Genomic DNA, 15,065 nt, shown 5'->3' on the forward strand with positions numbered 1-15,065 from the left:
CAGTTTATTGGGAAAAGGAGACCCCTCAGCATGAAACGAACACAGCCTTCTTTTTTGCAAGCCATGATGTTGATCATGTTGTCCGTTGGCCTGATCAGCCATGTGCTGATTATTCCTGCCCTTTTGGCTACGGCCAAAAGGGATTCTTGGATTTCCGTACTTTTATCGACCGGACCATATCTGATCTTTGCACTGATGCTTGCTTATGTCTCTCGTTTCCTTCAGCATCAAACCCTGCATGAATGGCTGTCCTCCCGTCTTGGCAAACCTGTTGGCCTACTCTTTCGAATCGGAAACACTCTCTTTTTTCTTAGCGTGATCTATTTTACCCTGCACGACACGACAACATGGGCCAAAACAAACTACCTGACAGAAACGCCAATCGTGGTTACGAGCATTGCCTTGATGTCCCTCTGTGCTTACACTGCATTTAAAGGTATTCGCTCGTTGGCATTTACGGCAGGGTTGGTTCTGCCACTGGTCGTGCTGCTGGGCTTCTATGTTGCTATTGTAAATACCCAATACAAGGATTACAGCCGCCTGTTGCCTGTGCTTGAACATGGTTGGCATCCCGTGCTTAATGGTATGATATACAGTCTTGCAGGTATGTTTGAGTTGCTCTTTATCTGGTATATTCAACCCCACCTCACCAAGCGTATACGTGTATGGCAGTATCTGATGCTCGCACTCATTATTGTTGGGCTAACGATCGGCCCACTCATTGGGGCCATTGTGGAATTCGATCCTTTTGAGGCTGCCAAGATGCGATATCCTGCCTTTGAAGAATGGCGTATTGCTTCCCTGGGGAAATATATTGCACAGACAGACTTCTTTTCTATCTACCAATGGCTCGCAGGCTCTTTCACCCGAATCAGTCTTGCCATGTATATTGTGGTAGAAATATGGAATATTAAGAGCGCCACCAGAAGGCTGATCGGTTGTATCTCGTTAGGTGTTTTTTTTATTCTTACCATGTTGTACCCTCTGGATGATATGACCTTCGAGAAGCTTCTGGTCGATTACATATTCCCGTTCAATCTCATGTACTTGAGCGGGCTTGCGATTATAGCTACGACGGTTGCCTTTATTCATTCACGCCATCAGAGGAGGAAACATCATGGAGCCCCAACCGATTGACACCACGTCCCATGAAACACTGCTTGCCTCTTTGAAAGAGCAGTTCGACCCGTGTGCAGATGTAGTTATTCAAACCTTTCCAGTCCAAAATGAAACGGATCTGCCTGTCATATTACTCTATTGTGATGGTCTGGTTGATGGCAAACAAATCAACCAGTTCATTATCCCCCGTCTTGAACAGCACTCTTTGATCATGGAACAATTACATCCCAAAGAATTGGGATTAACCTTAAATCCAATCGAGAATCTCACGGATGCAAAGAAACTTAATCTATTGATATTTAGCGGACAACTGCTGATTATCTTCGGCAATGGCGTTCAGTCCTGCAGTCTGGATATCGCTGACATTCCTGGACGCAGCCCTGAAGAATCAGCCATTGAGACATCGGTCAAAGGGCCCCGTGATGGATTTACCGAAGAACTGGGGACCAATGTCGCCCTCGTTCGCAAACGAATGAAAACCTCATCGATGTGTTATGAAAAATATGTTAAAGGCGGACGTACACAGACAGCTATTGGGCTTTTATATATTAAGGACATTATCAATCCTGACATTATTGAAGAAGCACGTAACAATCTCGATCAGATCGAGATTGATGGCATTTTGGGTACCTCCATTATGGAACGGGCGGTTATGGGAGGGGTTCGGAGTATTTTCCCACTCACAGATAACACGGAACGACCTGATTATGTTGTGGATTCGCTGTTAAACGGGCGTTTTGCCGTTCTGACCGAAGGTTCTCCCGTAGCGGTTATTGCACCGACTACCCTTTTCAATCAATTGAAATCTCCGGAAGACGAGAGCACACCCTTTTTCATCGTTACCTTTGAACGAATTCTGCGTATATCCGGACTGCTGATCGCCTGTTTCTTTCCTGCCTTCTATATCGCGCTGACCAGCTTCAATGTGGAACAGATCCCCTTGCCTTTTCTGGCAACGATTGCGGGTACTCGGATGGGTCTGCCACTTCCAGTAACCCTGGAAGCATTCCTGATGATCTTTATGTTCGAACTCTTCAATGAAGCAGGTCGCAGGTTGCCACGTGCATTGGGGCAGACGGTTAGTGTAGTTGGGGGGCTTATCATTGGGGATGCTGCTATTCGTGCCGGGATTACGTCGCCTACAGTCATTGTCATGGTAGCCATCTCCGTCATCTCCAGCTACATTCTAGTGAACACTGTGCTCGGTGGAGCGACTTCCCAGATTCGAATTGGCATGCTCATTCTGTCTTCCATTCTTGGATTATTCGGATTCATGATTGGACTATTCGGATTGCTGGTGCACCTTGTATCGTTGGAATGTTATGGTGTATCCTACCTGTCACCCGTGTCTCCCTACATTCCCGGAGACTTCACCCAGGCGATATCCATGCCCCCTTCCATGAAAAGAACCCAGCGCCCGGCAGCACTGCACACCCAAGATTCCACACGTCGGAGGAACCGTCCGTGAACAGATGGATGTCCATGAGCTGCCTTGTAATGGGCTGCTTGATCCTGCTCACAGGGTGCTGGGATTCCAAAGAGGTGCAGAGCATCAACTTCATTACAGCTATCGGAATAGACTATCAGGACAACCAGTATATTGCCTATGCCCAGTTGATTGATTTCTCCAGTATCGCGAAACAGGAGGGACCCACTTCCCGCGAAGGCAGTCAAATCTGGATTGGGCAGGGTAAAGGCTCCACACTAAGTATGGCTATGAATAATCTGTATGAAACTGCACAGCAGCAGACATTATGGACGCATGTCAAAGCGATTGTTTTATCGAAAAATGCGCTAAACGGACGACTGGAGGATATATTCAACACGTTGCTTCATTCAGGTCAGCTGAGATATACACCCTGGATCTACGCGACGGAGCAAAACATCCCGGAAGTGCTCTCTGCCTCTGCTTTGCTGAACCAATCGGCCCAAACGATCGAACTATTCGAACCCATGAGGCTATATAAGCAGCATTCCGGATTTGAGCCCATCCGACTTCATCAGCTTCTCGATGGCCTGCGAGAGCCTGCTGCCGTTGTTCTTTTACCATCCGTCACGAATAAAAATCAGACTTGGTACAATGGGGATGAGGCTCCTTCCCTGATTAGAATGGATGGATTCTATGTCATCTCCAATGGAAAAAGTCAGGGTAAAGTTGCAGGTGCGGATGCAGATGGTACACGATACGTGAATTACGATCACGTATATCAGTATCCATTGTACGTCCATGGAAGTGATGGGAAGACTCCTGATTTAACACTGATGCTTCATAATCCCAAGACCAGAATGAAGGTAAGGAAACGAGGAGACGGGGTTACCTTCGATCTGATTACTTCGGTTAAAAGTACCATCATCGAGGATCATGGAACCTTCCGCTCTCCTCGTGTCATGGAACAGGAAGCCGGGAAACAGATCGAGGCCCAGATCCGCAATACGTTTGAAAAGAATAAATCACGAAAGATTGATTCGTTCGGCCTTGTGGAACATCTCTATCGTCACAACCTTGCTCTATGGAAAGAGGAAGTCTACCAACGGACTAATCCACTCGAACGTCTCAAGCTCGGGAAAGTGGAAGTGCACATCGATATCCTTAACGCCAGTACGTATAAATACAGTAAGTGAATGTAATCCACAAGAAGACCCGTGACCTGCATTGGATGCCAGGTTACGGGTCTTCTGATTAATACATAGTGAAACCAAAGTGAAGATGTTATCCTAACGGATACGCCATGACACTCATCAAAGCCAGCTCGGGCTGAGTCGTGTCCAAACGGCTGTATTGGATGATGACGGGGATGTTACTCGAAACAGTTATGGCATAAGGTACACCCGGCGGGATGGACTCTTCTCCAGATCGGAGCGAGGCAGTACGAATATGTTGTGTCCTTCTCGCTGGCACCTCCGCTAGAATATCTTCGAGCGGTTCTCTGTCTTCAAAGTATATCGTGATGTGCAACTTCGCATCGTTTGCACCTGTGTTCAGTACACAGATGCTCTCGTGACTCTCCAGTGTGCCCCGGCTCTCCGGGGGAATGTAGCCATCCGGAATCACCCAGTAGGTGTGACCGTTTGCATTTGCTGGTGGAGCTGTCTTGTGGGCTGTATTGCCTTGTTCAGTCGGTTCTATTGTCATGATATATCCTCCATCATTAAGTTAAATGCAGGGGCGTGGCTCCCAGGCCAGATGCTTCGGCGGGCGGATCGGGCTGTGGACCGCTGTTGGCTCGGGATTTCTTTTTCTTTTCCCCTTAGCTGGGGAAATCCCGCTCCAAAGGCGGACGCTCCGCTCCCACTGCTCCGATTCCGCCCTTCTTCGCTGCCTTGCTCGCCTTAACTGATTTAAAAGATTATTGCCTTCGCTATTCGCTGGGCAACTTTGCTGGCTCGTTACTTCGTTTAACTCGCTGCATCTTTCAAAACATGGTAGCTCGCGGGGCTTCCGCTTCAGCGGGCGGTTCGGGCTATGGGCCGCTGTTGGCTCGGGATTTCTTTTTATTTCCCCTCAGCTGGGGAAATCCCGCTCCAAAGGCGGACGCTTCGCTCCCACTGCTCCGATTCCGCCCTTCTTCGCTGCCTTGCTCGCCTTAACTGATTTAAAAGATTATTGCCTTCGCTCTTCGCTGGGCAACTTTGCTGGCTCATTACTTCGTTAACTCGCTTAACGAAATTACAGAAGCACAGGACTTAAAATCCTGCTGTAGCTGATCTTCTAGAGCCGTAGAATTAAGTCCTCTAATGATACTTCTACCGCAGATACATCTGCAACGGTTGCAGTTGCAACTCGCGGATGGCTTCGGCCACCTGTGCAGCAAGGCGACGCGCACCGCGTTCCTGGAAATGCGTGTTATCCTCCACGCCTGACGGGAAGTTCATGTACTCTCCTGGAAGCACCCACATGAAGTCCTCCTTGCTGCCTTCCACACCCGCCTGCTCGAACAGAAGACGGCTGCGTTCAGCCAGGTCGATCAGCGGAACATCTTCCTCTTCTGCCAGTTCACGCACAGCGATGATATAATCGCCATGAGTGTCGGTCAATGTGCCGTCATTCGCGAAATATCGCCTGTGCACGGGTGTCACAAGCACCGGACGTGCCTTGACTTCACGGGCCGCATCGATATACTTTTTCAAATGTTCCTTATATGTTGTGAATGCGCCTGTCCCACGTTCAGGGTCCGGCTTCTCATCGTTATGTCCGAATTGAATAAACAAAAAATCGTCTGGCTTGATCCTCTCCATAATGACATCAAGTCTACCTTCATTAATGAAACTGCGGGAGCTTCGGCCCGATTGGGCATGATTATCCACGGCCACATCATGTTTAAACTGTGCAGGCAACAGCTGACCCCAACCGCAATACGGATACCCACTCTCCGGCTGATCTGTTACCGTTGAATCTCCGGCAATAAATACAGTCATCGTCTGATTCGCAAGGGTAATCTCCAATGCATTAATTCTTGGCGCAGGACCGGAGAATGACAGACGAAGCCTGCCTCCACGAACAACAACTGAGAATCGGACCTCTGCACATTGCCCGGGAAGGGTACGAATCGTTGGAAGCATAAGCCTGCCTTCACCGGCTTTGACCCGTGTTATGGTCTCGGCTAACTCATCTCCTGCAATTAGTAATACTTGATACGTTCCGTCAGGAAGATCCACGATGAATGATGCTTTGAGCGGAATACAGAAGCTTGAACGCAATCGGGCAGACGTGGTCGTCTGCCCCTGAGTGCTATGTTGCTGATTCGCGGTATCCTGCATTTCGTCATCACCGATCCGTTGTTTCTCATACACCAGAGACCCCGCTTCGAATCCATATCCTCCACGTTCCTCATACGCAGTTGCTGCAGTCACTTTCAGATACTCCGCTGTCTCATCAGCTCTTCCCGAGTCGGGTCCGAAGTTAAACTTCCAGTTGCTAACGGACACTTCGTGGCCCTCTGCCGTCGCCTCAACGACGACCTGACTACCCTGGGCTTTATTCAAAAGGAACACCCTCCTTGTTTAACTTTCGTAAACTTTCATTCGGGCTTGGAGCCAGTGAATCCTGCTTAACCTTTCAGTCCGCTGGTACTCATCCCTTGAACAATTTGTTTCTGGAAGATGAAGAATACAGCGACAACCGGAACCAGACTTACGATAGACATCGCGAACATCGCACCCCAGTTTGAAGCGGATTCGCTATCCAGGAACATTTTCAGTGCCATCGATACGGTATATTTATCCGGTGAGTTCAGGTACAATACCGGACCGAGCAGATCCTCCCATCTCCAGTAGAAGGAGAAGATGGCTGCTGTCGCCAGCGAAGACTTGATCAGCGGCATAATAATCTGAATATACAATCTGAATTTGTTACATCCATCAATGGTTGCGGCCTCATCCAGCTCTTTCGGGATGGTTCGAATGAACTGCACCATAAGGAAGATGAAGAACGGCATTCCAAAGAATGTTGGTACAACAATCGGCAGAATGCTATTCAGCCAACCCAATTTCGTGAAGATAATGTACTGAGGAACCAATACAACATCATGTGGCAACATCAGCGTCAACATCATCAAGGAAAACCAGAAGGTACGACCTTTGAAGTGAAGTCTGGCAAAACCAAATGCGATCAGCGATGACGAAATGACAGCACCGATTGTGGAAATGATGACAATAACAAGTGAATTCGTGATGTAGTCCATAAACGGTCTTCCAGCTGTGCCTTTCCAACCATCCACATAGTTACTCCAGATCCAATCCGTCGGAAACAAAGTATCCGCAGTGACGAAGATCGTACGGCTTTCCTTGAAGGAGCTGAATAGCATCCAAAGTACCGGATAGAGCATCAGGAGGGCAAGAGCTGCAACGAAAACGTGATAAATGGGCCATTTTACATTTCTCCAAACCATCGTTACTTCCCTCCTTCTGATTCATAGAACACCCAGTACTTGGATGTTAAGAATACCGCTACTGTAAGTCCACCAATCATAAGAAGCATGATCCAGGCCATTGCCGAAGCATAACCCATGTTGTTAAACATAAAGGCCTGACGGAACAGATACAGGGAGTACAGCATGGTACCATCCATGGGACCGCCTTCTCCTTTGGAGATAATATAAGCAGGTACAAACGTCATGAATGCACCAATCGTTTGCATAATCATATTGAATAGTACGATCGGGCTAAGGAGCGGCAAGGTGATGCTGAAAAATTTACGAACAGGATTCGCACCATCCACACCTGCTGCCTCGTACATCTCAGTGGGGATATTTTTGAGACCAGCCAGGAAGATCAACATGGACGAACCGAACTGCCACACAGACAGTGAGATGAGCATAACCAGAGATGCATTCGGGTCACCGAACCAGCTGATCGGCCCAATCCCGATGGCTGATAGTGCGCTGTTGACCACACCTTCATTGCTGAAAAGGTTCCGCCACATAATGGATACGGCTACACTACCACCGATGATGGATGGCAGGTAATACAAGGTTCGGTACGTTCCAACCATGCGAGAGCCGGTATTCAGTATCATCGCTACGAAGAGAGCAAAGACCAACCTTAACGGTACCCCAATAAATACATACAGAAATGTTACCTTGACCGAGTTCCAGTATTTCGGGTCATCAAAAAACATTTTGGTGTAGTTGTCCATCCCAATCCACCGCGGGGAAGTGAACAAGTTATAACTCGTGAACGACATGTATAGGGAAACAAACATGGGGATTAGCGTAAAGCCCAGAAAGCCAATAATAAATGGGCTAATAAACGCATATCCGGTTAAGTTTCTACGTAACGACGAATACTGCCTCAATGGAACGAACCTCCTTCATGGATCTGCTTGCTTCCTTAGCCCTTTCTTCGGTCATCTGGACGGGGAAAGGCCCTCGCAGTTAGCGAGTAGCCCCATTCCCGACCATCCCTGCAAGTGGGACGAGCAAGCTATCATTCAGCTGTTATTTATTGTTCGCAAGTACAGATTCGGCGTTCTTGCGGAATGTTTCTGCTGCCTGTTCGGGTGTGATCTTACCAAAGTTCAACTCTTCAACCACATCGGCCAGAGAAGAGATGACTTCAGGTGAACCAACCGGTGGTGGTGAGCTCATTGGCGAAGCCTTGGGCTCCATAGCTGCCACGAATTCAAAGACTTGTTTCGTTGCATCACTCAGCTCAGGTGCAATCGCTTCTTTGATTTTTCCGGAGATCGGTACACCGCGCTCACCTTTGATCAGTTTGTTGGCTTCCTCATCATTCACCCAGAAATCGATGAATTTCGCTGCTTCTTCCTTCGCTTTGGAGTTAGACGTTACACCCCAGTACATACTTGGTTGCATATAAAGTCCCTTTTCCATATCCGGACCTGGCATCGGAGCAATTTCGAGTGGACGGTTCGCAACCTGCTGTAACGCTACGAATTGGTTCGACCACTGCCATACACCGATCCCTTTTTCCTTCACCAGATCCGATTCTTCAATGATACCCTTCGTTTGGTTGGCTACATCCGGTGTAGGCGCTGCTCCCTGCTCGATCATGCGGCGCATAAGTCCAAAGAATTCAACGAACAATTGGTCATCATCATAACCAAGACCAGTTCCTTCCGCATTGTAAAGCGAGTGCCCTTTGGTACGTAGGAAATAGTGGAAGAAGATATCCGGAGCTACGCCTCCATCCAAATACAGACCCTTCTCTGCGGCTTGTTTACCCAGCGCTTCGTACGATTCCCATGTCATATTTTCGGGCATGGCATTCGCTCCTGCTTTTTGAAGCAGAGCCGGGTCATATTGGAAGCCCAGAACGTTAACACCGGCAGGTACACCGTATTGTTTGCCATTAATGACGCCTGTGCTAATTACATTCTCGGACACATCGTCCACTTTGATCTGGTTGCCCAGATACGGTGCCAGATCCTCAAGCTGACCATTCTGTGCATATTGGCTGATGTAGGAGATATCCATTTGAACAATATCAGGCAACTGATTTGCTGCTGCTTGTGGGGCAAGCTTCTTCCAATAGTCATCAAATGAAGCATATTCCACGTCAATTTTAACTTTCGGGTTTTTCGATTTGTATAGGTCGATAACCTTCTGTGTATATTCATGCCGTGCATCCGAACCCCACCATGCGATTCGTAAAGTAACTGATCCATCCGAAGATCCTTGTTCGCTTCCTCCACCTGAGCTACATGCCGCTGTAAAAACGAGCAGCGCAGCCATCATCAGGAATATTGCCTTTTTCACCATGCCAATCTCCCCTTTTATGTTGATATGGTTGTGTGAACGAGTTATCTTCTCGTTTCTGATAACGCTTTCACAAACTTGTTAATGTCATTTTCGCAAATGTACGACCAGAGTTGAATACACAAAACCGTCTTGTTGGTTCAAAAAACAGAGGAGGACAACAGCACACCTCACGGCGCTGTATATCCTCCCCAGACTAGGAAACCAGATTGGTAGTCCATTGTTATATGCCGATTCTACGGAATTCGGTAGGTGTCATACCGGTCCACTTTTTGAACACCTGACTGAAATATTGCGAGTTCCCCCCGAATCCGAACAAATCGGCAAGCTCGAACACCTTCACATCCCCACCTCTGCGAATATGATCACAGGCTCGTTCAATCCGAAGCCGATTCACGTAGTTGGAGAAATTCTCACCTGTGACTTTTTTGAAAATTTTGCCGAGGTAGTCGGGATTCATATACAGCATCTGATGGGCGACCCCATTGAGCGAGAGATCTGCCTCTCCATAGTGACGATCCACAATATCCATCATTTTCTCCACGGCTGAAGACTGGCGACTGATATGGTTCTTATAATAACCGGTGGTTAATCGGGCAGCGCTGCTGGCCACAAAGGATTTCAAACCAGATAACGTATCCATATGCGGCAGCTCGGCCATACGCTGGGTGAATTCCGTTGCCTCCTCAGGTGGACAGACATGAATCATCGCGGAATACAGCTGTACCACATACGAGCGAGTCACCTCAATTTCCAGCTGCTGACCCGACAACTGCTCGAACAGACGATCCACCTCTGCCGCGGTTTCCTCGGTATTGCCTGATTTGATCAACTGACACAACTGTTCAGCATCCTGTTCTACATGTACTCCGTCACATTCTCCAGCCAGAACCAGATCATTCTTCGTAATCAATTTGCTTTCACCAATAAAGAAGCGATGGTTCAGATATTGCATTGCCTCACGAAACAACCGGCGGGACTGGATCATTCCATCTGCTTCACTCAGCGCAGCGGTCACTTCCAATTTGTATAACCTAGTAAACGCCGCCCGAACTTCTTCAATACTCTCCTTCAGTCTGGCAGGATCAGCTGAATCCGCGAGTAAAATCAGGAGATTACCTTCAATCGTTGTGCTTAACAGCACATGAGGAAGCAGATCGCTGGCGATATTTTTGATGGCAAATAAGTGACTATAATCATGTTCATCTGCAATCCGTAACAGCAGCAAGCGCACCGCACTCTCTCCGAGTTCCAGATTGAACAGCTCCTGATAATACTCCAGATCAACCGGCCCATAGGTACGGTTGGTCATGAATTCCAGCAAAAATTGCTCTTTCACATGCGGAAGGACTCGTTGCAATCGTTGTTTCATCTCACCGGCGACATGCTCCTTCACCTGGGCATCCTGATGTTCCTGCAACAGTTCAGTTAACGCATCATGGATTTGATTCTCATTACAGGGCTTGAGCAAATAATGCTTCACCCCATATTGCATCGCCCTGCGGGCATACTCGAATTCCTTATAACCGGATAACATGATGAAACGAAGCCCCGGGTATGCTTCGGATGCCTTCTCTATGAGTCCGAGACCATCCAGACCTGGCATCGAAATATCCGTTATGATAATATCGGGTCTCGACTGCCCGATTTTGTCCAATGCTTCGATCCCGTTCCTCGCCGTATCCACCAGTTCCGTACCTGCCGCTGCCCAATCGACCACTTGGGAAATTCCCTCCAGAATGACACGTTCATCATCTACGAGCATCACTTTGTACATCGTCATCGTCCTCTCTAATCCAAGGTATGCTGATCGATACTACAGTTCCTGATCCGGGCTTGCTGCTTATCACCATTTCCCCTTCTTCACCGAAGGTCAGCCTGAGTCGTTCCTGAATGTTAGATAATCCTATGCCCTGTCCTCTTGTCTGAATACGCCCTTCGTGTAATTGTTCCAGGAATTCGGGGGTCATCCCAGGCCCATCGTCCGTCACTTCAATGATCACCTTGTCTCCATCGGCTCTCGCCCGAATCCGAATCCGGCACGGATCAATGCTTGGTTCAAGCGCGTAATGGATGGCATTCTCCACCAGAGGCTGCAACGTTAGCTTTGGAATGCGGGCTGTCCCCACCTCAGGTGCAATGTCCATGTCAAAATCAAGCCTTTCCTCAAACCTAGTGCGCTGAATCGTCACATAACTGCGAACAATATCCAGTTCCCTTTCCAGCGTAATCCACTTCTCGGACATATTCACCGAGCTGCGCAGCAGAAATCCCAGCGCCTCAACCATTTCCGAGATCTGACGCTGCTTCTGCACTTTGGCCAGCCAGTTAATCGACTCCAGCGTATTGTATAGAAAATGCGGGTTAATCTGCGCCTGAAGCGCTTTCAACTCTGTTTCGCGAATCACGAGCTGTTTCGCATAATTCTCGTCAATCAATTCTCGTATCCGTTGAAGCATCATCTTGAATGTACGATGCAGCAGTCCCACTTCATTCTGTGGAGATATCGGCACATTGCCAAGGGCAGCCTCTTCCAACTTATCCAGATCGCCTTTTTCGATATTACGCATCTTCTTAATCAATTGCGCAATCGGGTGGGTAATACTGCGGGAGAATCTCGCTCCAATGATGAGTGCAGCCAGAAAAATCATGATAAAGATGACCGTTACCAGCTGTTTGACAAACTGGATCTGTTTAAACATCTGGTCAAACGGTGTGGTGTACAGATACGTCCAATCCGTATAGGAAGAATGGGCACGGGCAACAAAGTATCTCCCTTGCTCAAACATGGCAATTCCGTAGGGCTGGGTTCGTTTCAGTTCCGAGTCGATCTCAGCTTCGCTGACCGCTGATTCTGCTGGATAGATCACTTCTTTGCCATCCGTAATCAGTAACTGGGAGTCTTCCGCCGGGTGTTGCATCTGATCTTGTACAATACGATCCAGACGTACACGGATAATCAATGTTCCAAGCTTCTCCAGTGTGAACGCTCCGCCAGTAAAGGATTTCACCTGCCGAACAGACAAAAGTCTGGACTGTTTGTCCCCGCTGGTGTGCCAGGCATTGGAGCCGGAGTATTGCTGCCCCAGTGCAACCAGTTCCTTCTGCTTCGACTCCGAGATTCCCTCCCGATTTCCTGCAGCCATAATGTTATTATCATTATCGATAAATAGCATGGAATAGACGTATTTCTCTGAACCCGCGTAAGATACTAAACGGTTGGTGATTTTTTTGCGGAGACCATTTTTCTCGTAACTTGTTTCAGCCTTCTTCAGTTGGAGTAGATATTGCTGGAGCGGCTCGTCAGACATCACCTTAAAGGACAGATTGGATACCTCACGCAGCTGATTCTCGATGCCCACCGAAGACATATTCAGGACCTGTGAGGATTTCTCGTAGATCTGACGGTCATAGATACTGAACACATAGCGGAGCACGGATACATAGAACGTGAAGCTGATCAACATCAGGAAGCCGATTAGAAGAATAGTTTTGTGATGGATGGGCAGTGTTGTGAAAGCGTTCTTAATTTTGTTCACTCCAAGCGCTCCTTTGGCATGCGAAGGGTGCGGTCATTCTATGGGTTAGCAACTATATTGTAAGTTATTTTCATATTTACACATCCATGGTCATCTGACAAGTCATATTTATGCAACTTTCAGGTCATTAGAGATGGTATCGAATTGCATATTTGCTGAAAATAGCAAAGAGCAGCCTGCTCGTAATTGTTGGGCCGACTGCTTCCAAATCCATCACATATGAAAAAGAGATCCCTCCAGCGGCTTCCTCCAGAAAGCTAAGTTGTCAGCTGAATCGCACCGCGTGCAGCTTCCTGTAAGCGGTAACCTGCTTGATACCAAGGGTGGTCAGCCACATGTTAAGACAGAAACCTCATTTAACCATTCCAGTTTCTAACGAACCTCACACGCCTTATTTGGGTGATTTTCGAGTGTTGAGAAACGTAACGAATCTCAGCAACGCTATTTCATCCGAAATTGGCTAAAATAGAAGAGTTCAAGCCTAATACATGAGAATAGCGCGTCTCAGGTTCGTTACGTTTTTAAAAGGCTAAAATACCTCCAATAGCGTTACCTCAGTTCGTTAGCCACAGTAATGTATCCAAAACAGAAAACAGAAAAGGGACGAAGCAAGAAATATCTCTGCTTCGTCCCTTTTGCATCTGTCGGTGTTGTTGCTTTTCGCCAACATGTTCTTTAAGGGCTTTGGAGAAGCCCTTTTATCTTTATTAATTCATAATATATTCTTATTGCGTAATGAGTTTTCGTTTACGGATTTACAAAAACCGTTCTCAGCTTGGCAACGTATTGCACGTCAAAACCAAGACCTTCGGCTACCATGGCAACAGGTACATACGTTTTGGACTCTTTGCCTACCTTGTTCAGGAATGCAGGTGTATCCACGGTAACGGATGCTCCGTTGACCTTAACCGCATTGGATCCAATCTTCACGGCTACCTTCCGGTCGCCGTATGTAATCGTGGCAGTGGATGTTTGGTTATCCCACACCGTTGTTGCACCTACAGCGTTCACGATATCCTGAATCGCAACGAAGTTTTTGCCGTTACGGATAATCGGTTTGTACGGTGTATTCAATGTTTTACCACTCACGATAATATTCATTGGTTCACCTGTAGCAGGTGCGGCCAGCTTGGTGTAATCTCCCCAGATCGTTTGGGCAAAGACTTCAGCAATGGCCGCATATCCGAATTGATTTGGGTGGAAATCACGGTCTTTGATCATATGTGTCATGGTGCCTTCTCCGCCAATAAACTCCTTGGCTACGTGTGCGACTTGGACATCAATACCCTGAGTCGTGAATTGTGCTGCGATTCCGTCAATAGTCGTGGTGAAGCCTTTGGATGCCTCCATGAGTTTCGCGTAAAGTGCCTTACCTGCTACTTCTGGCATCGGTTGATACTGATCGGCAATCACAATTTTGGCTGTCGGGTTAATTTCATGAATGTCATTAATCGTTGCACTAATATTGGTTGTATATGTTGCGAGCAATTCTTTTACTTTCTCTTGCAGTTCCTGATCACTCAATTTGTCTGCTGTACCGAGAAGCTCAGACACATCATTGCCTCCAATAGTGATTGCAACCAGATTGGCCTGTGCGATGCTCTCCCGAATGGCAGCTGTATTGGCCCCCATCTGTCCTGCTCTTGGATCGGGAAGACTAGATTGAATGGCTTCGGAAGTGAGCGTCTCGCCATCCTTAATCGCAGTGGTGAAGTTTTTCAGGCCGCTGGTTTTCAAGCCGGCAATCCCGTAATTGTCCACTTGAGTACGTCCATGCAGCAAACCCTGTTCTTGCAGACGTTCTACATAACCATAAGGCAGCTCTTTTGTGTTAGGCTCATAACCTACGGTTATGGAATCTCCCAATGTCACGATGCGGAATTCCTTCGTTACCGCTACTGCATCTTTCTTGGCAGTCAGCGCTGTCTCATTATTGCCCGCAGACAATACGCCCGTTTTGGTGTCCGCGGCGTGTGCAGGCAATGCGGATGATGCGAAGAGCAGCATACCTGCCAGCATGCTGACCGTTAAACCGGCAGCTGTATTTTCCCATATACGTTTACGCTTCATTCAGGGTAACACTCCTTCTCACAATCTATAATTACACTATTGTATAGTACATCGGTCACTCCAATGACATAAGTTCGTGTACCTCTATTCTATCATTTAGAACAGGTGTTGTCCTGTCTGC

General features: G+C 47.7%; 11 protein-coding genes. 3 read left to right on the top strand and 8 right to left on the bottom strand.

All coding sequences use genetic code 11. The annotated features are described in order from the left end of the window. Positions 1 to 30 precede the first annotated feature (30 nt). The 3 genes from C0Q44_RS01865 to C0Q44_RS01875 are packed head-to-tail and all read left to right on the top strand — an operon-like array spanning position 31 to position 3,741. Entirely contained in the window at positions 31 to 1,137 is a 1,107-nt protein-coding gene (locus C0Q44_RS01865) for a GerAB/ArcD/ProY family transporter (protein WP_105405809.1), read from the top strand. Continuing rightward, positions 1,118 to 2,587 (top strand): spore germination protein, encoded by a 1,470-nt coding sequence (locus tag C0Q44_RS01870; protein WP_105405810.1) that lies wholly within the window; start codon positions 1,118 to 1,120, stop codon positions 2,585 to 2,587. Before C0Q44_RS01865 ends, C0Q44_RS01870 begins: the two co-directional genes overlap by 20 nt. Beyond that, positions 2,584 to 3,741, top strand: a complete 1,158-nt coding sequence (locus C0Q44_RS01875; RefSeq protein ID WP_105405811.1) for a Ger(x)C family spore germination protein — start codon at positions 2,584 to 2,586, stop codon at positions 3,739 to 3,741. The genes C0Q44_RS01870 and C0Q44_RS01875 overlap by 4 nt, the downstream gene beginning before the upstream one ends. A gap of 88 nt (positions 3,742 to 3,829) precedes the next feature. Here the strand turns inward: C0Q44_RS01875 and C0Q44_RS01880 are convergent, their stop codons facing one another. From C0Q44_RS01880 to C0Q44_RS01915, 8 genes are all read right to left on the bottom strand, one after another. Further along, on the bottom strand, positions 3,830 to 4,252 hold the full coding sequence (locus tag C0Q44_RS01880) for a sensory rhodopsin transducer (RefSeq protein ID WP_105405812.1): 423 nt from the start codon (positions 4,250 to 4,252) through the stop codon (positions 3,830 to 3,832). A gap of 611 nt (positions 4,253 to 4,863) precedes the next feature. Next, a complete protein-coding gene (locus tag C0Q44_RS01885) occupies positions 4,864 to 6,045 on the bottom strand; it encodes a rhamnogalacturonan acetylesterase (RefSeq protein WP_374955086.1) in 1,182 nt (393 codons plus the stop codon). A gap of 122 nt (positions 6,046 to 6,167) precedes the next feature. Then, positions 6,168 to 7,007 carry a carbohydrate ABC transporter permease gene (locus tag C0Q44_RS01890; RefSeq protein WP_105405813.1) on the bottom strand — a complete coding sequence of 280 codons (840 nt, stop codon included), beginning with the start codon at positions 7,005 to 7,007 and terminating at the stop codon, positions 6,168 to 6,170. Between the two features lie 2 nt (positions 7,008 to 7,009). Next, complete coding sequence (locus C0Q44_RS01895) at positions 7,010 to 7,912, bottom strand: carbohydrate ABC transporter permease (protein ID WP_105405814.1); 903 nt, start codon at positions 7,910 to 7,912, stop codon at positions 7,010 to 7,012. A gap of 142 nt (positions 7,913 to 8,054) precedes the next feature. Further along, positions 8,055 to 9,338: an ABC transporter substrate-binding protein gene (locus tag C0Q44_RS01900; protein WP_105405815.1), complete on the bottom strand. Its 1,284-nt coding sequence runs from the start codon at positions 9,336 to 9,338 to the stop codon at positions 8,055 to 8,057. A gap of 220 nt (positions 9,339 to 9,558) precedes the next feature. Next, positions 9,559 to 11,112: a response regulator gene (locus tag C0Q44_RS01905; protein ID WP_105405816.1), complete on the bottom strand. Its 1,554-nt coding sequence runs from the start codon at positions 11,110 to 11,112 to the stop codon at positions 9,559 to 9,561. Further along, on the bottom strand, positions 11,087 to 12,874 hold the full coding sequence (locus C0Q44_RS01910) for a sensor histidine kinase (RefSeq protein WP_105405817.1): 1,788 nt from the start codon (positions 12,872 to 12,874) through the stop codon (positions 11,087 to 11,089). The genes C0Q44_RS01905 and C0Q44_RS01910 overlap by 26 nt, the downstream gene beginning before the upstream one ends. A gap of 747 nt (positions 12,875 to 13,621) precedes the next feature. After that, the gene (locus C0Q44_RS01915; RefSeq protein WP_105405818.1) at positions 13,622 to 14,944 is read right to left on the bottom strand and encodes an SGNH/GDSL hydrolase family protein; all 1,323 of its coding nucleotides are present in this window, start codon (positions 14,942 to 14,944) and stop codon (positions 13,622 to 13,624) included. Positions 14,945 to 15,065 lie beyond the last annotated feature (121 nt).

The organism is Paenibacillus sp. PCH8 (genome assembly GCF_002968835.1).
In the GTDB taxonomy this organism is placed as follows: Bacteria; Bacillota; Bacilli; order Paenibacillales; family Paenibacillaceae; genus Paenibacillus.